We start from the raw sequence: 22452 nt of genomic DNA on the forward strand, positions 1-22452 counted from the left end.
GAATTGCCCCTAGTACGAGAGGACCGGGGTGAACAAACCTCTGGTGCACCAGTTGTCGTGCCAACGGCACAGCTGGGTAGCTAAGTTTGGCAGGGATAAGTGCTGAAAGCATCTAAGCACGAAGCCCCCCTCAAGATAAGATTTCCCACTGGCAAACCAGGTAAGACACCTGAGAGAACATCAGGTAGATAGGCCGGAGGTGTAAGGGCAGTAATGTCTTTAGCTGACCGGTACTAATAAGTCGAGGGCTTGATCTAAACAAACAGAGGTCAGAGGTCGGAAATCAGAAGTCGGATTAGAAGCACAATTGGCTATGCCAATTGCAACGAGTACTGACATCTGACGACTGACATCAGACATCCGTTCTTGCAGGTAGAAAAAAGCTGTGTAGTTTTGAGAGAGTAGAAAAACTCAAAAAGATTTTCGGTGACGATGGCGGAGGGGTAACACCCGTTCCCATACCGAACACGGAAGTAAAGTCCTCCAGCGCCGATGGTACTAGGTTCTCCTGGGAGAGTAGGTCGTCGCCGAACTAAATTTTTAAATAAACCCCTTTTGGTTTTTTAACTAAAGGGGGTTTTTAGGTATTGTTTCTCAAAAACACACTTTAAATAATTGCATATCATATATCAAAGATTTTTAAATATTTAAGTAAAAATGGTTTTTTTGTAGTCTATAAAAAAATTGTTATAGCAGGAATTCCATATAAATAAAGAGAAATATAATATAGTTTCATCAGGGTCATGAAGACCATGGGATAGGTTATAAAATACGCAATGTAAAAAATACAGCGCAAGCCAAGTTTTGTTTTATAGTGTTTCAAATATTTTTAATGAGATATAAAAAAACAAAGGGTATAATAAGGCTATGAAAGTCTTGAACCTAAATCAGGTCTTGATTTTACATGGCTTTTTATGTGGTTGGAGTGAAAAATATAAATATGGGAAGGTATGTTATAAATGAGAATTGCTGTGATTGATGGTCAAGGTGGTGGCATAGGCAAACATCTGACAGATAAAATTCGCAATACTTTACCAAATAATGTAGAAATAATTGGACTTGGTACAAATTGTATTGCTACCAGTGCAATGATGAAAGCAGGGGCAAATGAAGGAGCCACTGGAGAAAATGCTATAGTACAAACAGTTAAGAATGTGGATATAATAGTAGGTACTGTTGCTGTATTAGCTGCAAATTCTATGCTTGGAGAAGTAACACCAAAAATTGCGAAAGCAATAGGTGAGTCAAGGGCAAAGAAAATACTGCTTCCCTTTAACAAATCAAATATTGAGATAATAGGGGTAGCAAATGAACCCTTGCCACACCTGATAGAATTTTTAGTTAAAAGATTAGAAAACATAATGGAGGATGATAAAAATGTGTGAAGCAAATGCTTTCTTATTAAAAGGAGACAAGGAAGAATTGTTTTTTGAAAATGTTGATAAATTAATACCCCAGGGAGATGAATTGATTTTAGAGGATATTTTTGGAAAGCGCAGAATAATTAAAGCCATAATTAAAGAAATGGCATTAGTAGATCATAAAATAGTACTTGAAGAAATCTAAGCTGCAAGAAAGGGTGTTGAATATGGAAGATGTTGCACAATACCTGGTTAATTGGATTAAAGAAAAAGTATCTAGTGCAGGTGCAAAAGGGGGAGTTATAGGCATCAGTGGTGGGGTAGATTCGGCTGTAGTGGCTGCCTTGACTAAAAGGGCTTTTCCTGACAACTCCTTTGGAATCATAATGCCATGCCATAGTAATCCTGATGATACCGAATATGGCCTATTAGTTGTAAAGGAGCTAGGTCTAGATTATGAAAAGGTTGATTTAACTGCAAGCTTTGACACCATGTTAAAGGCACTGAATCCTACTGAAAAAAACAATCTAATGGCCATAGCAAATATCAAACCTCGATTGCGTATGACTACTCTTTATTACTTTGCAGCTTTAAAAAACTATTTAGTAGTGGGGACGGGTAATAAAAGTGAACTCTTAACGGGCTATTTCACCAAATATGGAGATGGTGGGGTGGATATAGAACCCATTGGAAATCTGTATAAATGCCAGGTATATCAACTTGCTAGATACTTGAATATACCTGAACCTATTATCCAAAGGGCACCTACAGCTGGCTTGTGGGATAATCAGACAGATGAAGAGGAAATGGGTATAACCTATAGAGAACTTGATAAATATCTATGCTCAAGAGAAAGCTCAGACAGGGTAGCAGAGATTGTGGATAGGCTTATTGCTAAAAGTAAACACAAAAGAGAATGCCCAGCTGTACCAGACAAAGAATTTCCAGTCAATTTTTAAGTAACCAAACCTTTTGAAAATATTAGGGGTTTCTTGAAAATAAATAATATGATAAAATTTTTTAGTTAAAAGAAATTAATGTAATTGTACTGGATGGGGGTAATACTATGGCTGGACATTCTAAATGGGCAAACATAAAACATCGTAAAGCAAAAATGGATGCACAGAAGGGAAAAGTATTTACTAAAATAGCCCGGGAGTTAATGGTTGCTGCTAAACACGGAGGTTCTGATCCAGAAGGCAACTCAGCCTTAAAGCTAGTAATTCAAAAGGCCAAGGAAGCAAATATGCCTAATGACAATATTCAAAGGGCCATACAAAAGGGTTCGGGAAACGCTGAAGGAGTTAACTACGAAGAAACACGTTATGAAGGTTATGGCCCTGGAGGTATAGCAGTTCTCATGAGAATCCTAACAGACAATAGGAACCGTACAGCAGGTGAAATTAGATATATTTTTTCAAAAAATGGTGGAAATTTAGGTGAAACAGGTTGTGTAGCGTGGATTTTTGAAAGTAAAGGTCTTATCTCCTTCGACATGGGTTCAAGGGATGAAGATGAATTAATGATGCTTTTAATTGAAGCAGGAGCAGATGACTTCACAATAGAAGATGGTATTGTAGAGGTTGTTACAGATGTAGAGAGCTTTTCCACCGTCAAGGAGAAGCTGGAAGCTGAAAAAATCAACTTTAATGTCTCCGAAGTAACAATGCTTCCCCAGAATACGGTAACTATAAATGATTTGGAAACAGCTTCTCAGATTATTAAGCTTATGGATTTATTAGAGGACCATGATGATGTTCAAGCAGTATATGCAAATTATGATATTTCAGACGAAATAATGAGCAAAATGTAAAAATGAATAACATGCCCTTTTATTGGAAATAATAGACAAATAATTGGAGTTTATTTTCAAAAGGAGGGTTAATTTATGTTCTGGAACAATTTAAAATATATACTATATCTTTTTTTATTGATTTCCTTCTTAAGCTTTGCAGCAGCTTTTCTAGTAACAACTAAGGTGTACTATCCACATGTTCTAAAGCCTATGGACTTACAGCCTGAAAAGGTTGCTGCAGAAGAAAAAATTAGCGAAAAATTAGTAATCAAACGTTTTCATACTATTTGTGGTCATTTTGAGGAACTGGATCCCAAAACATTAACCGTAAATATAGCTGATACAAATAATATAGGTGTTGAGGAGCTTATAAGGGAATTTCCCCCAGAGGATGGATGGATTTTAGATTTTGTAGAGGGAAAATGGATAGCTACGCAGATTACAGATACGTTATGTGTAGCGGATAGGTTAAAACGGCATTTAAGGGTAGTAGATGAGTACATTGCTGTTTATCAGGGTCCGCCCACCTATAAAGAAAATTTGCTTTTCATTACAGAAATATCCATTTGGGATATTCCAGAAAAGTGGAGAGAGGCAATTTTATCTGGCGAAACCTTTTTCAATAATGAAAAGGAACTATTGCAGGCCCTGGATTCTTTAGATGAATTTCGAATGTCTTTTTAACCAAAATATTCATTTGCTTCCATTTTAAAAAAGGATAATTAATGGGTGGTGTCGAAAATATGTTCTAGGAGGTAACAGCTATGTTAATATTAGGTGTAGATCCTGGAACAGCAACTACAGGTTATGGGATTGTTGAAGTAAAGGGCAACAGATATTTTAGCGTAGATTATGGAACAATCCTCACTGAACCATCATTAGAGATGCCAGCCAGGCTAAAGCTAATTAATGATGGTTTAATCAAGATTATTAATTACTACAAGCCAAAGCACATGGCAGTTGAACAATTATATTTTAGCAAGAATACAAGAACAGCTCTGTCAGTAGGCCAGGCTAGAGGTGTAATCCTGTTAACAGGCATACAGATGAACCTTCATTTAGCAGAGTATACACCACTACAGGTAAAACAAGCTGTAGTTGGCTATGGAAGGGCTGATAAAAAACAGGTTCAAAAAATGGTTGCAACTGTATTGGGTAGCAGTACCATTCCTAAACCAGATGATGCAGCAGACGCCCTGGCAGTTGCTATTTGCCATGCAAATTCTTATAAGCTAAATTCTGTATTTGCAGGTGAAAAAATATGATAGGGCATTTAAGGGGAACTATTGAACTTATTAATACAGACAGTATTATTATTGATGTACAGGGTGTTGGTTATATGCTGTACATGCCGGCTTCCGCTATATATAAGCTTCAGGTAGGCAGCACTGCGAAGGTTTTTACACATCTACATGTTAGAGAAGATGTGATGCAGTTATATGGATTCTTGGACAATTTAGAGTTGGAGCTCTTTAAAATGTTGCTTGGGGTAAATGGAGTTGGCCCAAAGGCAGCACTTTCAATTTTATCACAATGTAATTGTGATGAAATCGTAGCTGGAATTAATACTGAAATGCCAGATGTTTTTATCAGGGTATCAGGAATAGGTAAAAAAACTGCCCAGAGAATAGTTTTAGATTTAAAAGATAAGACAAAAAATTTAACTATTCCTGTACAAAGGCAGCCATCAGATAATACAATTCCTGTTATTAGAGAAATTTCGGCAATTGAAGAAACTATAAATGCTCTGGTATCCTTGGGGTATAATCCACGGGAAATAAAGGATTTGGTTTATACTACCGCAAAGGAAAACCAAAACGTCTCCACAGTAGAGGAATTACTAAACAAAGTTCTTAAAAAATTAGGTCCAGCTGGTAGGTGATATTAGTTTGGAATTTGAAGAAAGATTAGTCACAGGTACTAGAATAATAGAAGATGGAGAAATGGAGAGCCTAAGGCCTCTTAATTTAAGAGAATACATTGGACAGGAAAAAATAAAAAAGAATCTTCAGGTTTTCATAAAAGCAGCTCAGATAAGACAGGAAGCTTTGGACCATGTGTTGTTATACGGCCCCCCTGGATTAGGAAAAACAACACTAGCTAACATCATTGCTGCTGAAATGGGAGTCCAAATTAGGATAACATCAGGACCTGCAATTGAAAGACCTGGTGACCTAGCAGCAATATTAACCAATTTAGAGCCAAGGGATGTATTATTTATTGATGAAATTCACAGACTTAACAGGACAGTTGAGGAAGTTCTATACCCTGCCATGGAGGATTTTTGTCTAGATATAGTTATTGGTAAAGGTCCTAGTGCCAGATCTATAAGGTTAGAACTTCCCAGATTTACTTTAATAGGTGCAACAACTAGGGCAGGCTTACTTACTTCACCTTTAAGAGACAGGTTTGGAGTAATAAGCAGACTTGAGTTTTATACCACTAAAGAGCTGTGCAGCATTATAGCTCGTGCTGCAGGTATACTTGGAATAGAAATAACTGAAGAAGGTGCTGAAGAAATAGCAAGAAGATCCAGGGGAACACCAAGGGTAGCCAACAGACTTTTAAAAAGGGTTAGAGACTTTGCCCAGGTAGAAGCACAAGGCATTATAACAAAAGAAGTGGCCATGTGGTCAACTGATAAACTAGAGGTTGACAAGCTAGGTCTTGATCATACTGATAGAAAGCTCATGCTGACCATAATTAAAAAGTTTTCAGGGGGTCCTGTAGGTCTTGACACCCTGGCTGCATCTACTAGTGAAGAAACTGAGACTATAGAGGATGTATATGAGCCATATCTATTACAGTTGGGCTTTCTGCAAAGAACACCCAGGGGAAGGATAGCTACTGTGGCCGCCTATAAATATTTTGGTATAGAGCCCCCTGGCAGGCAAGATGGTCAATTAACCTTAGATAATATTATTGAAGGGAGGTAGTTCTTTTGGGAGAATTTAGTTCCTTCGGTAAAATTCTAATGGTATTAGGAATAATCATATTCCTAATGGGTGGGCTTATGCTGGTAGCGGGAAAATTCCCTTATATAGGTCGCCTTCCTGGAGACATATACATAAAAAGAGAAAATTTTACCTTTTATTTTCCTTTAGCAACGGGTATTATACTCAGCATTGTTTTGACAATAGTTTTGAATCTAATTTTTAGAAGATAAAAGTAGGAGTGTAGATATGACAGATAAAATTATTAAAAAGATCATTGTTTTTTTATTGTCTCTTTGCATCTTCATGGCCACTCATATCACACCAATGCAAGCAAACACATTATCATTCCAGGGAAATGTTAATATTAGAGTTTCTTTGTCTTCTGGAATTAGTATAGCCAACTTTAGAGTGGAAAGGGGTTCATATTACTTAATAGATGAAGGCACAGGTATAATAGTAGGCCAACCAACTCAAGGAGCGTTATGGAGCATAGTAAAAAAAGGCCCTGTCCTGGATGTAGAGGTTGGTGGGCAGTCAGTCAGTATTGCTTTCAAAGGTCCTCTAGCATTAATTCCCCATGACCAACAAGCCTTAAATCTTGTGAGCTTTTCTAATACAATATATCGTGACAATATAAGATTTATAAATGAAAATGAAGGTGTCCGGGTGATAAATGAATTGGATGTTGAAAGGTACCTTTATGGAGTAGTTGGTCCTGAAATGGGGACAAGTGCTGACCTAGAGGCATTAAAAGCTCAAGCAGTGGTATCAAGATCATATGCCCTGGCCTCTATGAATCCTAGGAATGCTTTTGATATTACTAATAATACTACTACTCAGGTATATAGAGGTTATAGTGCTGAGACATTACCAGGGGGGAATAAAGCAGTAAAGGCCGTTGATGATACATCAGGAGAAGTGATTTACTATGGAGACACCCTGGTACAGGCCTTTTATCATGCAAATGCCGGTGGTTATACTGCCAGCTCAGAAAATGTATGGCACAATCCTTTGCCATATTTAAAAGCCACTCCTTCACCCTATGATATCTTTGCTTATAATTATCCAAATCAGTCTGGAGGTTGGCCTGCTAATACATATAAATGGGAAAAAACAGTATCCCTGGCAGAAGCACAACAGATGATTGAAAAGTATTACCAAAATTCAAACAGCGTTATTATTGGTAGTTTATTAAATTTATCTACCAGACAATTGGACCATACTACTAAAGGGAGTACTCTTTGCGGTAGAGTAACAGAAGTAGAAGTTTACGGCTCTGCAGGAACAGGAACCGTTACTAAGGATCAAATCAGGAATATTTTTGGTTTAAGGAGCACAAAATTTGAAATCAAGATAGATTCTGCAGTACATGTTAAGAATGGAACTAATGCAATTGTACAAATGAACTCTGCTGATGGACTAAAGGTAATTGGCCGAGATGGAGCTATATCTGATATAAATGGTAGCAAGCCTGATTATGCTGTTAAAGGTAAGGCATCCACAAGACAAATATCAAAGAATTTTTCAAAAATAACCTTTGATGGTTATGGACATGGCCATGGTGTAGGAATGAGTCAATGGGGAGCCAGGGGTATGGCAGCAAATGGGTATAATTACAGAGAGATTATTGAACACTATTATAATCCAGGAAAATATGATGGCAAATTAAGAATATTAAATTACTATGCAAGGGGAAAATGACATGAAGGTCTCAGAATTTGATTTTCATCTTCCCGAAGAATTGATTGCACAGGAACCCATTACACCAAGGGATATGTCAAGATTAATCGTTCTTCATAAACGGGAGAGGTGTATTGAGCATAAAAGGTTTTATCAAATAACAGAGTTTCTGCAGGAAGGTGATCTTTTAGTTTTAAACCAAACAAAAGTATTGCCAGCAAGATTATTAGGCTTCAAGGATACTGGAGCAAATATAGAACTGGTCCTATTAAAAAGAATTAAAGGAGACTATTGGGAGTGTTTGGTGAAACCGGGGAAAAAGCTTAAACCAGGTACAAGGGTTTGTTTTGGAGATGGTGAGCTTCAAGGAGAGATATTAGACTATACAGATAGCGGTGGAAGAATTGTGCAATTTATTTATCAGGGAATATTTGAAGAGGTTTTGGATAGGCTTGGTGAAATGCCATTACCTCCTTACATACAAAAGGAGCTTAAGGACAAAAGTCGTTATCAGACTGTGTATGCCAGGGAACAGGGTTCAGCAGCAGCACCAACAGCTGGACTTCATTTTACTGAAGAACTATTTGAACAAATTAAAAACAAGGGTGTTCAAACGGCTTTTTTGACTCTTCATGTTGGTTTGGGAACCTTCAGGCCGGTGAAAAGTGAAAATGTTGAAGAACATAAAATGCATTCCGAGTACTATTCCATAAATGAAGAAACTGCTCATTTGATTAATCAAGCCAAGGATAAAGGTAAGCGGGTGGTTGCTGTTGGAACAACAAGTATACGTACACTAGAAACAGTTGGAGATAAAAATGGAAGGATACAGGAATCATCTGGGTGGACTGATATATTCATCTATCCGGGATATAGTTTTAAAGTGGTTGATGCTATTATTACTAATTTTCATCTTCCTAAAAGCTCGTTGATTATGCTGGTTTCTGCCTTTGCGGGAACTGATTTTGTTAAGGAAGCATATAGGGTTGCTATTGAGGAAAAATATCGTTTCTACAGCTTTGGAGATGCAATGTTGATTATCTAACATAAAGTACTGAGGTGTAAATATATGACTGTATCTTTTGAATTATTATATGAATCACAGGAAACAAAGGCTAGATTGGGGAGGTTTACAACTGCCCATGGGGAGGTAGAAACACCAGTTTTTATGCCTGTAGGTACTCAAGCTACAGTAAAGACTGTAACTCCTCACGAACTAAAGGAAATTGGAGCGGAAATAATCTTGAGTAATACTTATCATCTTTATCTAAGACCTGGTCATAAGGTCATAGAGGAAGCGGGTGGTCTCCATAGGTTTATGTCCTGGGATAAACCTATCCTTACAGATAGTGGAGGTTTTCAGGTTTTTAGTTTGGCAGACTTACGAGACATTAAAGAGGAGGGAGTTACCTTCCGCTCCCATATTGATGGTTCAAAGCACTTTTTCACCCCAGAAAGGGCCATGGAGGTCCAGATGAGTTTAGGATCAGATATAGCCATGGCTTTTGATATTTGTGCTCCCTATCCATGCAGCTACGAGCATGCCCTTGAGGCCTCTGATAGAACTACCAGATGGGCAAAAAGGTGTAAAGATTTTCATGACCATCCATATCAGGCGGTATTTGGTATTATCCAGGGTTCAATGTTTCCAGATTTAAGAAAGAAAAGTGTAAGCGAGATTACAGCTTTTGATTTTCCGGGATATGGAATTGGAGGATTAAGTGTTGGTGAACCTAAGGATATAATGTATGAGATGCTTGATCATACATTAGATGAGTTGCCAAAAAACAAGCCGAGATACGTAATGGGGGTTGGTTCACCAGATTGCCTGTTAGAGGGTGTTAAGCGTGGTGTGGATATGTTTGATTGTGTACTGCCTACTAGAATAGCAAGAAACGGAACAGTTATGACCAGTATAGGAAAGGTAGTAGTGAGAAATGCTAATTATGCCAAGGATTGGGAAAAGCTTGACCCCAATTGTAATTGCTACACTTGTTCTAATTACAGCAGGGCATATATACGGCATCTTCTTAAGGCAAATGAAACCCTGGGTATTAGATTAACCACTATTCATAATCTAAGCTTTTTGATAGACCTTATGAAAGAAGTACGTGTGGCAATTAAAGAAGAGAGGCTTGAGAATTTTATTAAAGATTTCTACCAAACCTATGAGGAAAAAGCAAACACAGGCATTTAAATACTTTAATGTTTATAATGGTAAAGTTTTGTGAAAAATATTAAGGAATAATTATCCTTTATTAAAGGTAAATAGGTATTAATGTCGAAGTAAAATAAGACTTTTTTTTGAAAGATGCATTGAAAGGTAGGTGAAACAGGATGGAAGGTGCTGGAGCTTTTATTTATATTGCAATCTTTTTTGCAATTCTCTATTTCCTTATGATTCGTCCTCAACAAAAACAACAGAAAAAGAGAAAACAAATGCTGGAGGAGCTCAAGGTAGATGATGCCATTGTAACAATTGGCGGCATCCATGGCAGGATCACTAAAATGAGAGAAGATTACATAACTGTAAGAATAGCTGACAAAATCGAGGTTGATTTTGACAAAACAGCAGTAGGTTATGTTAAAGGAAAAGAATAATCTAACAAAAACAGTGGTATTATCCACTGTTTTTACATTCTTATAGGCAAACCGACAATATACTATGGAGGAAAAACACATTTTTTGTTTAAGTTATAATATAAAATCTGTCCAAGAGGGGTTACCATGTTTAGATTATTTAATCTATTTTTAGATCCCGATCTGAAAAAAAAGTTAAAAAGTGATTATATTGCCTATAAGCAAATGCATCTAATTACCTATGATGGTCTTTGGTGTTTAAAAGAAAATGATGCACTTCTTCTTCTAGAAGAACATGGAATTGGAGGATAGTATTATGAAGGCAGATTTAACAAAGGTTTCCATAAGAAGAGGAGATATCTATTTAGTTAACCTGGGATGTGACAGTAAAGGAAGAACGATTAGCAGACCTGTTCTTGTAATACAAAATGATATAGGAAATAGGTTTTGTTCAACGGTAATCGTAGTTCCCTTAATACCAGAGACACTGAAAAAAAAATTGCTATTTTCAATTTCCATAAAGGCCAATTCAGTCACAGGTTTAATGAAGGATCATGTGGCAGTTTTTTCACAAATTAGGACAGTGGATAAGAGCTGGTTTACAAACGATTGTTATTTGGGAAGATTAAATGATGAAGATAGAGAGCAGATGGATAAGGCAATAGAGCTGAGCTTGGGATTAAGCACTTTACAAAAACTTCAAAATAGAAAAGAAGTATATGTTAACCAAAAAAAATTGGTATAATAATATAAAGAAAGATATAGGAAGCGATTAATAATCGCTTTTTTCTTTTAATATTATCTTTTTCTATTTAACTACATGTCATGGATGGGGGAATTGCAAATTGATAACTCTAAAGGATTTAAAGGATAACAAAGAAGTGAGCACCTATATAAAAAAAGCAAATGAGCATCTTAAGGCCATGGGCTATACAGAGCATGGATTTAGGCATGTTAACCTTGTAGCAACACTGGCTGGAAAAATTCTTGAACAGCTAAACTATCCAAAGCGTGACCAGGAGCTTGCGTCCATGGCAGGCTATCTTCATGATATAGGTAATGTAATAAGTCGTCATGATCATGGTCAATCTGGGGCCCTATTGTCCTATTATATTCTAGACAAACTTGGTATGGAACCTGAGGAAATAGCATTAATAATATCTGCAATTGGAAATCATGAAGAACAGTATGGCCATGCTGTAAATCATATTGCTGCCAGTCTAATATTAGCAGACAAGTCAGATGTTCATAGATCAAGGGTTAGAAATAAGGACATATCAACATTTGACATCCATGACAGGGTTAACTACGGAGCTGAGCATTCATCCCTGGTAATTAATAGTGAGGAAAAGACTATAACCATGGTAGTAAACATCGACCTGACAATTACTACAGTTATGGAGTACTTTGAAATTTTTCTTACAAGAATGGTAATGTGTAGAAGAGCAGCGGATTTCTTAAGATGTAATTTTGGTTTAATTATTAATGATTCGAGACTGCTATAATGTAGAGCTCCATTATATATGTATGTAATTTGACAAAGCTTTGAAATGGGGTTTATAATATAACAGTTGAAAACAAAAGATAGTGGCAATTTTTATTTAGTGGGGAGGAAACATGGTGAAATATGCTAATACATTTAAGTTGCTGTTGGTCATATTATTAGTAGCTGCCATCAGCTTTTTTTCTTATCCACCTCTAATTAATTCTCTTAACCTTGGTTTAGATTTACGAGGGGGAGTTCATATTGTCCTTGGCGCCATTGAGACAGAAGATGTTAAGGTGACAGATGAAGACATGGAGCAATTAATGATGGTAATGAGGCAAAGAGTTGATGAGCTGGGAGTAAGTGAACCCTATATTCAAAGAGAAGGGGATAAAAGACTCATTGTTGAACTCGCAGGAATTGATGATCCTGAAGAAGCAGTTAAAATTATTGGAAAGACTGCATCTTTAGAATTTCAGCTAGCAGATGGTACTGTAATCTTACATGGTGGAGATTTGGAGACGGCCCAGGCTAGAATGGATCAATATACGCAAAGACCCCAGGTAAACCTTAAGTTTAAGCCTGAGGGAGCAAGGGTTTTTGCCCAGGTTACTGGAGAACTGGCAAATTCTTATCCTCCACAGGATCCCAGGAGATATATAGCAATACTATTAGATGGTGAAGTACTAACAAATCCTCATGTTAACGAGGCAATTCCAGATGGACAAGCTGTAATTAGTGGTGGCTTTACCGAGTTCATTGAGGCAGCCAACCTGGCAGCTCTTTTAAGAGCCGGTGCGCTACCTGTAGATGTTGAAATTCTTGAAAAAAGATTAGTAGGCCCCCAACTTGGGCTTGATTCAATTGAAAAAAGCAAAAAGGCTATTGCCATAGGAATTACATTTATTATTCTATTTATGCTTTTAGTTTATAGATTAAATGGGCTTGCAGCCAATATATCGCTAGCCCTTTATGGAGTAGTATTACTTGCTTTAATTTCAGGCATCAAGGCCACTTTAACCCTGCCTGGAATAGCAGGTCTGCTATTATCTGTGGGTATGGCAGTAGATGCAAATATTATTATTTATGAGCGAATTAAAGAAGAACTGCGGAACAAGAAAAGTATCAGGGCAGCAGTTGACGCTGGATTTAGAAGAGCAACCCTTACAATATTAGATGCTAATATGACCACTTTAATTGGTGCCTTCGTTTTATATTTCTTTGGTGCAGGTATGATTAGAGGTTTTGCGGTAACCCTAACCCTGGGGATTCTAGCAAGCATGTTTACCTCATTAATTTTCACCAGAATCCTTTTACGTACTGCAGTTAAGATTAAAATATTTCAAAATACCAGGTATTTTGGTGTATAGGGGGGGAAACTAAATGTTCTTTGATTTTATAGGAAAGAGAAAATTATGGTTCCTTATGTCGCTTATTATAATTATCCCAGGATTGATTTCGCTAATGTTCCAGGGACTTAACCTTGGGATAGACTTTGCTGGTGGTACAAAGGTAATGGTTAAGTTTTCTCAGGAGGTTTCTTCTGAAGATATTAGGGAAGTGCTGTCTGAGCACAATCTTGGAAGAAGCACTATTCAGGCAAGTGAAAATAACCAGTTCATCATTAGAACACCCATTTTAACTGAGCAGGAAAATACTCAGGTTGTAAATGCATTAAGAGAAAAATTAGGTGATATGCAGATACTAAGTAATGAATCTGTTGGTTCTGTTGTAAGTGCAGAGCTGCAAGAAAAAGCAATAATTGCTCTCTTAATCGCAACAGTATTGATGGTTGTTTATATTACAATTAGATTTGAGTTAAGCTTTGCCTTATCGGCCATAACAGCCCTTTTCCATGATATTTTAATTACCTTGAGCATTTTTTCAATATTCCAGATAGAAATCAATATATCATTTGTAGCAGCAATACTCACTATTATTGGTTATTCCATAAACGATACTATAGTAATATTTGACAGGATCAGGGAAAACCTTGAATTCAGACAAAAGGAAACCTTATCAGAGCTTGTAAACAAAAGTATTCATCAGAATTTAGTAAGGTCAATCTTTACTTCACTAACTTCAGTGGCCGTTTTGCTTGCCTTACTCATTTTTGGTGGTGATACTACAAGGGTTTTTGCTCTGGCAATGATAATTGGTTTTATCAGCGGAACCTATTCATCCATTTGTATAGCAAGTCCGGTATGGTTAGAGCTAAAAAAGCGCTGGTTTGTAAATGATAGAAGAAAAAAGAAGAAGGTAAACCCAGCACCTTCAAGGTAAAACCTTTGCACCAAAAAAACAGCTGTCAAAAAGACAGCCGTTTTTTTTGTTTTACATACCGCCACTTAGGGAAAAGCTAATAGCAAGGCTTATGATGAGGTGAGTATATGGAATATATAGCAATAGCTTGGATAATATTTGGTCAAATAATAAACACGCTTCTAGGCATCAAGGGCATTGTACTTTATCTGCTTGGGTTGTTTTTACTAGCTGCCCTTGATGGTTATCAATTTATTACATACATGCAGTTTAGTAATATTGTAATAGCAACAACTGCACTAATAATAATTTTATTGACACTAATCTTTTTCAGGAAAAAGATCTGGGGAAGGTATAACATGCCAGTAAACAGTCTTGTATTAATGGGAATTTCAAGTATTTTTATTATTGGCTCCTTGACCAAACCCTCTATAGGACTAATGGCAGGTGGAACAATTATGGTCCTGCCAATAGGTAGGGTAATTTTATACAAAGGATTTTTGGGAATATTTCAGTTATATATTATGTCATTTTTACAGTGGTTTGGTGTATTACTGATAAATTTATATATTTTTTGGAGCATTATTGGAAATTTAACGTAAAAATTTCTGCAAATTCTGAAGGATTTAGTGTTTCATTGGGAGAAATATATAAATTAACAGTAGTGTTGCATAAAAATTTTCTAACATTGTCAAACCCAGAAAATAGCAATAATTAACTATGGATAATTAAGCTAAATATGTTTAAATTTAACAATTAAATTTCCTGATCAAATTGCCAAAAAGGCGAAGTAAGGGGTAGTCCTTATCCACATTTTGACAGTATGCGCTTTACAGTAGTACTGGGTCATAAGTAAGATCATCTAAATGATCTGATTCGCCTGCTATAACCTGCCTTAGAGTCATTTTGTAAGTTAGTTCGTGGTCAATTTTTCGTCGCCCCTTCGAGGTCCGCTTAGGTTTTCGATGAAGCTTGCGAATAAATGTACTAAATGCTTCTAATAAGCAAGTGATTAGCATTCTTTTAAAATTTAGCATTAAACCCTGATAGCCAGTTTTTAATTTAAGCAGCATCAGCAAGCAATGTGTTATTAGTGCTATTAGTATCTGGTTTTCCACTGCCTGGGGACTTTGCCCATAAAAGTGCTTAATGCAAAACTGCTGTTTGAGCCATTTGAAAAATACTTCTATTTGCCAGCGATAGAGGTAAATACTACTTAACTCATCTACAGATAGTTCTAGCTTATTCGTTATGATAATTATCTTATTGCCTTTACTGTCTTGTGTCTCTATAAGCTGTAGGGGATGCTCCATTTTTGTAGAGCCATCTTTACCAAGGCGTACTAGCTGATGTTTTGTTATGTTACCAGAGGTTGGATAATCTTCTATTACTTCTACTATTGCATTGCTTTTTAAGCGACTGACGAAGTAAATACCCTCTTTACAGTATGCATCAAATTTCTCATAATCAACATACGCCCTGTCAAAAACATAGATGGTTCCTTGTTCATAGATTATCATATCATCCATCATGTTTTTATCTGCAGGCTTTGCTGGTGTAACTATTGCTTCTTCTGGTATAACCACACCATTGCAGAATTCAAGTAGTAAATGAAGCTTTATCCCTGCTTTAGTTTCTCTGAATTTAGCCCATCTAAACAGAGATAAACATAAGCTTATGGCGCTAGAATCAAGTATTAGCAACCGTCCCATTTCTTGACGTATTCTATCATGACCAAGTTCTTTACCAAGTTGCGTAGTGATATTTTTGAATAAATAAGCTACTACCTCTACTGGTAGATCTCTTAATCTACGAGATATTTGTGAAGGACTAAAGGATTCACAATCAAAAGCTTCGCAAAATCCATCATTATTAAAATCATTGCTAATATCTCTTAAACTAGCTCTTTGATTAATCTGAGAATTGGCTAGCAGTTCAATAAGTTCTACTGTAGATAACTTTTTTAAATACTTATCTACCTCCATGTCTGACAGCAAATTTAAAAATTTTTCATTAATTATAGGACTAAACAGTTGCAAAAAAGTGGATTTTTTGATATCCTTGCCTTGCATTTTATAACTCCTTTATATTAGGGATTTGGCAAGGACTACCTTGTTATCTCTATTATAAAGGATTTTTTAATGCAAATACAGCAAAATATCTATTTTATCTTCTTAATTCGCAGCATTTCTTTGATTATCAAAATTTATTATAACTTGACAAATTCTAAATGTTTTTTTGCAACGTTACTGATAAATTAAGAAGTTAATATTTGTGTATTTCCTATATGGGAGGAGTGGAGTACCATGCAGGCATATCTGGTGGGAGCATTATTATTTGCTGTGTTAGTTGCAATCTTTGCAATACAAAATGTGAGACCAGTTGATATACGCTTTTTAACCTGGCAGATACAGGAGATATCTTTAGTTTTGGTCATTTTAGGTTCAGCCTCAATAGGTGCAGTAGTAGTTTTTTTCCTTGGAACAGTTAAGCAAATCTCCAATCATCGGCAAATCAAGGAATTAAGGAGAAAAAATGATGAGTTAGAAAAAACAGTAAAGGAACTTCAAGCCATTAAAGAAAACCATAATAATCTGGACCAAGATTCAATAGAAACGGAATTGGATGAAACTAATGAAGCACATGAACCACTGCCTGATGAACATGAAATTGAGGAAGAAGAAAGAAATTAAAAGCACTCTCTAAGCACTGAACTGAGTGCTTTTTTTGTGTGGTTGATATATGTAACCCTATTGTTTATAATAACCTAGATAGGATGGTGACATAAGTGGAGAAAGCAAACAAAATATGGTACATAAAACCTTCTGAACCTAATTTACAATGTGAGTTGAGCAAGGGGCTGGGGGTATCACCTCTAGTTTCCCAATTATTAATAAATAGAGGCATTACAAACCAGGATGAGGGCAAAAGCTTTCTCTCTTCTAATTTGAGCCATTTAAGTGATCCATGGCATATAAATGGTATGGAGGCAGCCTGGGAAAGATTTTTATTAGCCAAGGAAAAAGGTGAAAGAATTTTAATATATGGTGATTATGACGTTGATGGTTTAACTGCAACTGCTATAATGATAGAGTTCATAAAAAATGCAGGGTTAGAAGTTGAATATCTTATTCCCAATCGAATGGAAAATGGCTATGGCTTAAGTATGGATATGCTTCCTGCTGTTGAGGATAAAAATTGTTCTCTAGTTATTACCGTTGACTGTGGTATTAATTCAATAGAAGAGGTTAGGGTACTTAAAAAAAAGGGTATAGATGTAATTGTAACAGATCACCATCTTCCTGGGGAAAATCTTCCTGAGGCCTGGGCAGTCATAAATCCAAAGCTGAAATCCCCTAAAGAGGCCTATGACCTGGCAGGTGTTGGGGTTGCTTTTAAAGTTGTTCAAGCATTTTCTGAAAGATTACAAATAGAGGGCCAGGTTCCTGATGTATTAGATCTGGTAGCTTTAGGAACTGTAGCTGATATTGTTCCTCTTTTTGGTGATAACAGAATCATTGTGAAGGAAGGCCTAAAGGTATTAGCCTCTACCCATAGGAAGGGTCTAAAGGCACTAATGAACGTTTCAGGCATTAATGGACAAGGTATTACTACTCAAGAACTGTCTTTTGGTCTGGCCCCCAGGATTAATGCAGCAGGACGAGTGGGAGATAGTGCAGCTGCACTTGAACTGCTACTAACTAAGTCTATTCAGAGGTCAGATGAATTAGCAAAGATACTAAATAGAACAAACCAAGAACGTCAGGTAATAGAAGGTGCAATCAGTAATCAAGCGGAAGAAATGTTAAGGGAGCTGGATTTATCATCACAAAGAATTGTGGTTCTAGCATCAGAGTTTTGGCATCCGGGAATAATTGGCATTGTAGCCTCACGCCTTGCTAATAAAATCTATAGACCCGTCATTTTAATTGCAATTGAAGGGGAAAAGGGTAGGGGCTCTGCGAGAAGTATAATTCAATGTAATATTTATGAAGCTTTGCATTATTGTTCTGAACTGCTTGAAGAATTCGGAGGTCATGAGCTAGCAGCAGGAATTACTATTGCCGTGGACAAAATAGAAGAGTTTCGCAGGAGAATTAATTCCTGGGCTAATAATCTTGATGAAAGTGTATTTGTTCCAAAGGTTTTCGGGGATGCAGAAGTTGTTTTTTCAGAGCTCCATAGGGAGCTTGTAAAGGAACTTGAGACCCTGGCACCATTTGGCGAGGGTAACCCAAGTCCCCTTTTAATGTGCAGAGATATTGATATAATTAATTCCAAAAAGGTTGGCAAAATGGAAAACCATTTGAAAATGGTCGTAGCATCAGATGCAGCAGTAATTGATGCCATTGGATTTAAATTGGGGGCATATGATGAAATTGCCACAGCAGGCAACAAAGTTGATCTGGCATTTGAGCTGGAAAACAATTACTGGAATGGGAATGAGAATCTACAGTTAAAATTGAAGGATATTAAGAAAGCTGGTTTTAATAATGAAATACAAATACTTTGTAAAAAAGTAATTAAAGCAGAGGAAAAACCGCTTCCTATAGAAAAAGGTGATTTTCATGGTAGTGTGCTTGAAATAAACTCTGACATGGAGGTTCTCTTTCAGCAATTTTCAAAACAGAAGGGTACTATTTATGTTATAGGCGATACTGTTGCTTTTAGTCATGTCTTATTTACTTATTGGAAGTCCTATATAAAAAGGCTTAATATGGATGCATACTTTTTGTCTGGAAGTGACACGGACCATAAAATTGATAATATTATACATAAAAAAAATAATTCAACCAGCGTCATATTTGCATCAGCGGCCTGGCTGAATCATTACAAGGTAATTATATCAAACCAGAGCTGTACAACAATTAGAATTGCATCCTCGTCAATAGACACAGATTCTCACAATGTAGATGACATGGAGATAAAAAAGAATTATATTATATATAATCAAGAAACAGTAGTATATGATGAAATAGGATATGATTTAATATCACAAGGACAATTAATAGCTATTGTTAGTAATGAAGCTTCTGTTATATGGGTAAGAGACAAATCTGAATTAAAAAAACTTTTAAAGAAAATACAAAGCAGTATAGGCACACATAACATTTCTTACTGGGATTATGAATTAAGTTATGATAAACAGAGGGAAATGGTTGAAAGGTTTAATTCAGGAATAACTAACATATTTGTGGCAATTCACTCATTTCCCAGGGGATATATTACTAGAGAAGCTATAGATATATTTATAGATTTTCCACTTGATAAATCCTGTTGGGATTATCTTATGCTAAACAAGAACTCCAAGTTCTTATATGCTGGTCAAGACATTTCCAAAATTCAATATCTTATTGACGATATGTATCCAACAAAGGATGCTCTAAAGCTTATATATACATTTGCAAGGCAATCTAAAAAAGAGTTAATTGATATTAATTTTCATAAGCTTCATGCATTCCTAGCCAGAAAGGGAACAATCATAAATGAAAAAACCTTTAAAACCATAATAAATACTTTTAACGAGCTTGGCTTAACTGGCAGCTCTAATGATCCCCAGGTTGACCTTAATAGATCATGGAGATATAAAGAAAATTTACATCAGCAGCAGGCTTGTAAGGACTTTATTACACGTTTAATCTAAATTTAACAAAGCAGGAAAGGGGATAGCCTTTGCCCATAGATGATTTAATAAAACAAGTAAGAGAATATAATCCCGATGCAGATGTGGGTTTTATACAGGATGCATATGAGTTTGCAAAGGAAGCTCATAAGGGTCAGCAGAGACGTTCTGGGCAGGAATATATTGTTCATCCAGTAGAAGCAGCTAAAATCCTAGCTGATTTACATATGGATGTGATAACTATAGTTACTGGGCTTCTTCATGATGTAGTTGAAGATACAGACGTGCCCCTTAGTAAAATATGCGAGGCCTTTGGTGAAGACGTGGCTCAGCTTGTGGATGGTGTCACAAAGCTTAGCAGAATTGAATTTAAATCCAAAGAAGAGCAGCAGGTAGAAAACCTTAGAAAAATGTTCCTTGCCATGGCAAAGGATATACGGGTTATCATAATTAAGCTGGCAGATAGACTTCATAACATGCGTACCCTTAGACACCAATCCCCGGAAAAGCAAAGGGAAATTGCAGAAGAAACTCTAGAGATTTTTGCTCCCCTTGCCCACAGGCTTGGTATTTTTAGGATTAAATGGGAATTAGAGGATTTAGCATTGCGCTACATGCATCCTCAAAAATATTATCAATTGGTTCAATCCATATCCATGAAACGTCAGGAAAGGGAGCAGTATATTAACGAGGTTATTGCCATTTTAAAAGCCAAACTGGATGAAGTAGGCATTAAGTCCGATATTCAAGGTCGTCCAAAGCATTTCTACAGCATTTACAATAAAATGGAAAAGCAGCAGAAGCACATTAATGAAATATATGATTTAATTGCCGTTCGCCTTGTAGTTGATTCTGTTAAGGATTGCTATGGAGCTCTTGGAATTATTCATACCCTTTGGAAGCCAATTCCAATGAGATTTAAGGATTATATAGCAATGCCAAAACCAAATATGTATCAATCGCTGCATACTACAGTTTTAGGCCCCAGGGGAGAGCCTTTTGAAATACAAATTCGTACATGGGATATGCATAAAACAGCGGAGTTTGGTATAGCTGCCCACTGGGAGTACAAGGAAGGCCATGTTGGAGATCAGAAGTTTAATGAAAAGCTTATCTGGCTTCGCCAGCTGTTAGATTGGCAGAGAGATCAAAAGGATGCTAGTGAATTTATGGAGTCACTTAAGGTTGACTTCTTTTCAGACCGGGTGTATGTGTTTACACCGGCAGGTGATGTTGTGGAACTGCCGGCAGGTTCAGTCCCAATTGATTTCGCATATAGAATTCACTCTGATGTTGGTCATCAATGTGTAGGAGCAAAGGTAAATGGTAAAATTGTACCATTAGATTATCAGCTTAAAACTGGAGATATTGTAGAAGTACTCACATATAAGAGTAGTGGACCCAGCAGAGACTGGTTAAACCTGGTGCAGACGTCCCAGGCCAAAAATCGTATAAGACAATGGTTTAGAAAAGAGCAAAGAGAAGAAAATATTATAAAGGGAAGGGAAATATTAGAAAAAGAATGCAAAAAGCTAGGTCTTCCAATGGGAGACACCCTTAAAACCAATAATTTACTAGAGGCAGCCAAAAGGTACAACATTATGAGTGTTGATGATCTTTATGTTGCTTTTGCAGAGGGAGCCATAAGCGCAATACAGGTTCTCCATTGGATAAAGGATAATTTTAAAATAAAAATTAAGAAAGATACCAAGGAAGAAACTCAGCCAGGTCCAGAGAAACCACTAAAACCATTTTCTGGATACGGAAAACCTTCAAGTGGCGTTAGAGTAAAGGGGATAGATAATCTGCTTGTTCGCCTTTCAAGGTGCTGTAACCCCTTGCCAGGTGATAAGATTATAGGCTATATTACAAAGGGCAGGGGAGTATCTATTCATAGAACTGATTGTCCTAATGTAGCTGACAGCCTTAATGGAAAGGAAAGGCTAATAGATGTTGTATGGGATACAGCAGCCGATGCAGTTTATCAAGTTGAGATAGAGGTAAGTGGTATGGATAGACCTGGATTTGCCCTTGATGTTATGAATGCAATTTCAGACTCCAAAACCAATGTGAATGCCATAAATGCTAGAACCACCAAGAATAAGCTAGCCATAGTTGATATGAAGGTGGAAATTCATAATATTGGTCATTTGAAAGTAATTCTTGATAAGTTAAAAAAAGTAAAGGATGTCATGGAAGTAAAGAGATTGACGCCCTCCTAAAAAATACTTTTTTATAATTAAAATGTATACCAAGGAGGTATGCTAATGAGAGCAGTAGTACAAAGGGTTTCTAGTGCCTCAGTTGATGTGGCAGACAGCATTGTCAGAAGAATTGATGCTGGAGTACTTATCTATTTAGGAGTAGGCAGGAGTGATACAGAGAAGGATGCCGATTATCTGGCTGAAAAAATTGCTAATCTTAGAATTTTTGAGGACCATGAAGGCAAGATGAACCTTTCACTTCTGGATAGGCAGGGACAGGCCCTAATAGTATCACAGTTTACACTTTATGGAGACAGCCGTAAGGGCCGTAGACCCAGCTTTACAGACGCAGCACCACCTGAAGAAGGGGAGCGGCTTTTTAAATATTTTGTTGAACAAATGCAAAATAAATGGAAAATTGCCGTTGAAACTGGTATATTTAGAGAATATATGATTGTCCATTCTGTAAATGAAGGTCCTGTAACAATGCTATTAGATAGCTCTAAAATTTTTTGAAAGGGTGAT

The 22452-nt window shown here is 36.6% G+C and carries 24 protein-coding genes and 2 rRNA genes (1 of these 26 running past the window's edge); 25 read left to right on the forward strand and 1 reads right to left on the reverse strand.

What is annotated here, in order from left to right:
• The 21 genes from K364_RS0119550 to K364_RS0119650 form a co-directional block, all read left to right on the forward strand.
• Positions 1-257: ribosomal RNA gene (locus K364_RS0119550) — 23S ribosomal RNA — on the forward strand; its annotated part reaches 2500 nt to the left of the window's first position; the annotation flags it as partial.
• A gap of 165 nt (positions 258-422) precedes the next feature.
• A 5S ribosomal RNA gene (rrf, locus tag K364_RS0119555) occupies positions 423-533 on the forward strand.
• A 426-nt stretch (positions 534-959) separates the two neighbouring features.
• Positions 960-1385 carry a DUF3842 family protein gene (locus tag K364_RS0119560; RefSeq protein ID WP_028309407.1) on the forward strand — a complete coding sequence of 142 codons (426 nt, stop codon included), beginning with the start codon at positions 960-962 and terminating at the stop codon, positions 1383-1385.
• Complete coding sequence (locus K364_RS0119565) at positions 1378-1566, forward strand: CooT family nickel-binding protein (protein ID WP_028309408.1); 189 nt, start codon at positions 1378-1380, stop codon at positions 1564-1566. The genes K364_RS0119560 and K364_RS0119565 overlap by 8 nt, the downstream gene beginning before the upstream one ends.
• Before the next feature lie 13 nt (positions 1567-1579).
• The gene (gene nadE / locus K364_RS0119570; RefSeq protein WP_028309409.1) at positions 1580-2320 is read left to right on the forward strand and encodes an NAD(+) synthase; all 741 of its coding nucleotides are present in this window, start codon (positions 1580-1582) and stop codon (positions 2318-2320) included.
• Between the two features lie 107 nt (positions 2321-2427).
• Entirely contained in the window at positions 2428-3174 is a 747-nt protein-coding gene (locus tag K364_RS0119575; protein WP_028309410.1) for a YebC/PmpR family DNA-binding transcriptional regulator, read from the forward strand.
• Positions 3175-3249: 75 nt separating this feature from the next.
• Positions 3250-3840 (forward strand): hypothetical protein, encoded by a 591-nt coding sequence (locus K364_RS0119580; RefSeq protein ID WP_028309411.1) that lies wholly within the window; start codon positions 3250-3252, stop codon positions 3838-3840.
• Between the two features lie 80 nt (positions 3841-3920).
• Positions 3921-4421, forward strand: a complete 501-nt coding sequence (gene ruvC / locus K364_RS0119585) for a crossover junction endodeoxyribonuclease RuvC (protein ID WP_028309412.1) — start codon at positions 3921-3923, stop codon at positions 4419-4421.
• Positions 4418-5038 (forward strand): Holliday junction branch migration protein RuvA, encoded by a 621-nt coding sequence (gene ruvA, locus K364_RS0119590; RefSeq protein WP_028309413.1) that lies wholly within the window; start codon positions 4418-4420, stop codon positions 5036-5038. The genes ruvC and ruvA overlap by 4 nt, the downstream gene beginning before the upstream one ends.
• 61 nt (positions 5039-5099) lie before the next feature.
• Positions 5100-6092: a Holliday junction branch migration DNA helicase RuvB gene (gene ruvB / locus K364_RS24920; RefSeq protein WP_051534282.1), complete on the forward strand. Its 993-nt coding sequence runs from the start codon at positions 5100-5102 to the stop codon at positions 6090-6092.
• 38 nt (positions 6093-6130) lie between these two features.
• Positions 6131-6322: a DUF2905 domain-containing protein gene (locus tag K364_RS0119600; RefSeq protein WP_035270502.1), complete on the forward strand. Its 192-nt coding sequence runs from the start codon at positions 6131-6133 to the stop codon at positions 6320-6322.
• 16 nt (positions 6323-6338) lie between these two features.
• Complete coding sequence (locus tag K364_RS0119605; protein ID WP_028309415.1) at positions 6339-7793, forward strand: SpoIID/LytB domain-containing protein; 1455 nt, start codon at positions 6339-6341, stop codon at positions 7791-7793.
• A 1-nt stretch (position 7794) separates the two neighbouring features.
• Entirely contained in the window at positions 7795-8817 is a 1023-nt protein-coding gene (queA, locus tag K364_RS0119610) for a tRNA preQ1(34) S-adenosylmethionine ribosyltransferase-isomerase QueA (RefSeq protein ID WP_028309416.1), read from the forward strand.
• A 24-nt stretch (positions 8818-8841) separates the two neighbouring features.
• Entirely contained in the window at positions 8842-9969 is a 1128-nt protein-coding gene (gene tgt / locus K364_RS0119615) for a tRNA guanosine(34) transglycosylase Tgt (protein ID WP_028309417.1), read from the forward strand.
• Positions 9970-10109: 140 nt separating this feature from the next.
• Entirely contained in the window at positions 10110-10373 is a 264-nt protein-coding gene (gene yajC / locus K364_RS0119620) for a preprotein translocase subunit YajC (RefSeq protein ID WP_028309418.1), read from the forward strand.
• 126 nt (positions 10374-10499) lie between these two features.
• The gene (locus K364_RS26855; RefSeq protein ID WP_156946536.1) at positions 10500-10664 is read left to right on the forward strand and encodes a hypothetical protein; all 165 of its coding nucleotides are present in this window, start codon (positions 10500-10502) and stop codon (positions 10662-10664) included.
• A gap of 4 nt (positions 10665-10668) precedes the next feature.
• A complete protein-coding gene (locus K364_RS24925; RefSeq protein ID WP_051534256.1) occupies positions 10669-11097 on the forward strand; it encodes a type II toxin-antitoxin system PemK/MazF family toxin in 429 nt (142 codons plus the stop codon).
• A 100-nt stretch (positions 11098-11197) separates the two neighbouring features.
• Positions 11198-11857 carry an HD domain-containing protein gene (locus K364_RS0119635; protein WP_028309419.1) on the forward strand — a complete coding sequence of 220 codons (660 nt, stop codon included), beginning with the start codon at positions 11198-11200 and terminating at the stop codon, positions 11855-11857.
• A 112-nt stretch (positions 11858-11969) separates the two neighbouring features.
• Entirely contained in the window at positions 11970-13208 is a 1239-nt protein-coding gene (gene secD, locus K364_RS0119640) for a protein translocase subunit SecD (protein ID WP_035270416.1), read from the forward strand.
• 13 nt (positions 13209-13221) lie between these two features.
• Positions 13222-14121, forward strand: a complete 900-nt coding sequence (gene secF, locus K364_RS0119645; protein ID WP_028309421.1) for a protein translocase subunit SecF — start codon at positions 13222-13224, stop codon at positions 14119-14121.
• A gap of 107 nt (positions 14122-14228) precedes the next feature.
• A complete protein-coding gene (locus tag K364_RS0119650; RefSeq protein ID WP_028309422.1) occupies positions 14229-14702 on the forward strand; it encodes a hypothetical protein in 474 nt (157 codons plus the stop codon).
• Positions 14703-14930: 228 nt separating this feature from the next.
• Here the strand turns inward: K364_RS0119650 and K364_RS0119655 are convergent, their stop codons facing one another.
• The gene (locus K364_RS0119655) at positions 14931-16172 is read right to left on the reverse strand and encodes an IS4 family transposase (protein WP_028309423.1); all 1242 of its coding nucleotides are present in this window, start codon (positions 16170-16172) and stop codon (positions 14931-14933) included.
• Positions 16173-16406: 234 nt separating this feature from the next.
• Here K364_RS0119655 and K364_RS24930 point away from each other — a divergent pair, with 234 nt between their 5' ends.
• From K364_RS24930 to dtd, 4 genes are all read left to right on the forward strand, one after another.
• Positions 16407-16793: a LapA family protein gene (locus K364_RS24930; protein ID WP_084296121.1), complete on the forward strand. Its 387-nt coding sequence runs from the start codon at positions 16407-16409 to the stop codon at positions 16791-16793.
• A 95-nt stretch (positions 16794-16888) separates the two neighbouring features.
• Positions 16889-19744, forward strand: a complete 2856-nt coding sequence (gene recJ, locus K364_RS25865; RefSeq protein WP_051534257.1) for a single-stranded-DNA-specific exonuclease RecJ — start codon at positions 16889-16891, stop codon at positions 19742-19744.
• A 29-nt stretch (positions 19745-19773) separates the two neighbouring features.
• Positions 19774-21945 carry a RelA/SpoT family protein gene (locus K364_RS0119670; protein WP_028309424.1) on the forward strand — a complete coding sequence of 724 codons (2172 nt, stop codon included), beginning with the start codon at positions 19774-19776 and terminating at the stop codon, positions 21943-21945.
• A gap of 45 nt (positions 21946-21990) precedes the next feature.
• Positions 21991-22443 (forward strand): D-aminoacyl-tRNA deacylase, encoded by a 453-nt coding sequence (dtd, locus tag K364_RS0119675; protein WP_028309425.1) that lies wholly within the window; start codon positions 21991-21993, stop codon positions 22441-22443.
• Positions 22444-22452 lie beyond the last annotated feature (9 nt).

It is taken from the genome of Desulfitibacter alkalitolerans DSM 16504, from assembly GCF_000620305.1.
Classification (GTDB): Bacteria; Bacillota; DSM-16504; order Desulfitibacterales; family Desulfitibacteraceae; genus Desulfitibacter; species Desulfitibacter alkalitolerans.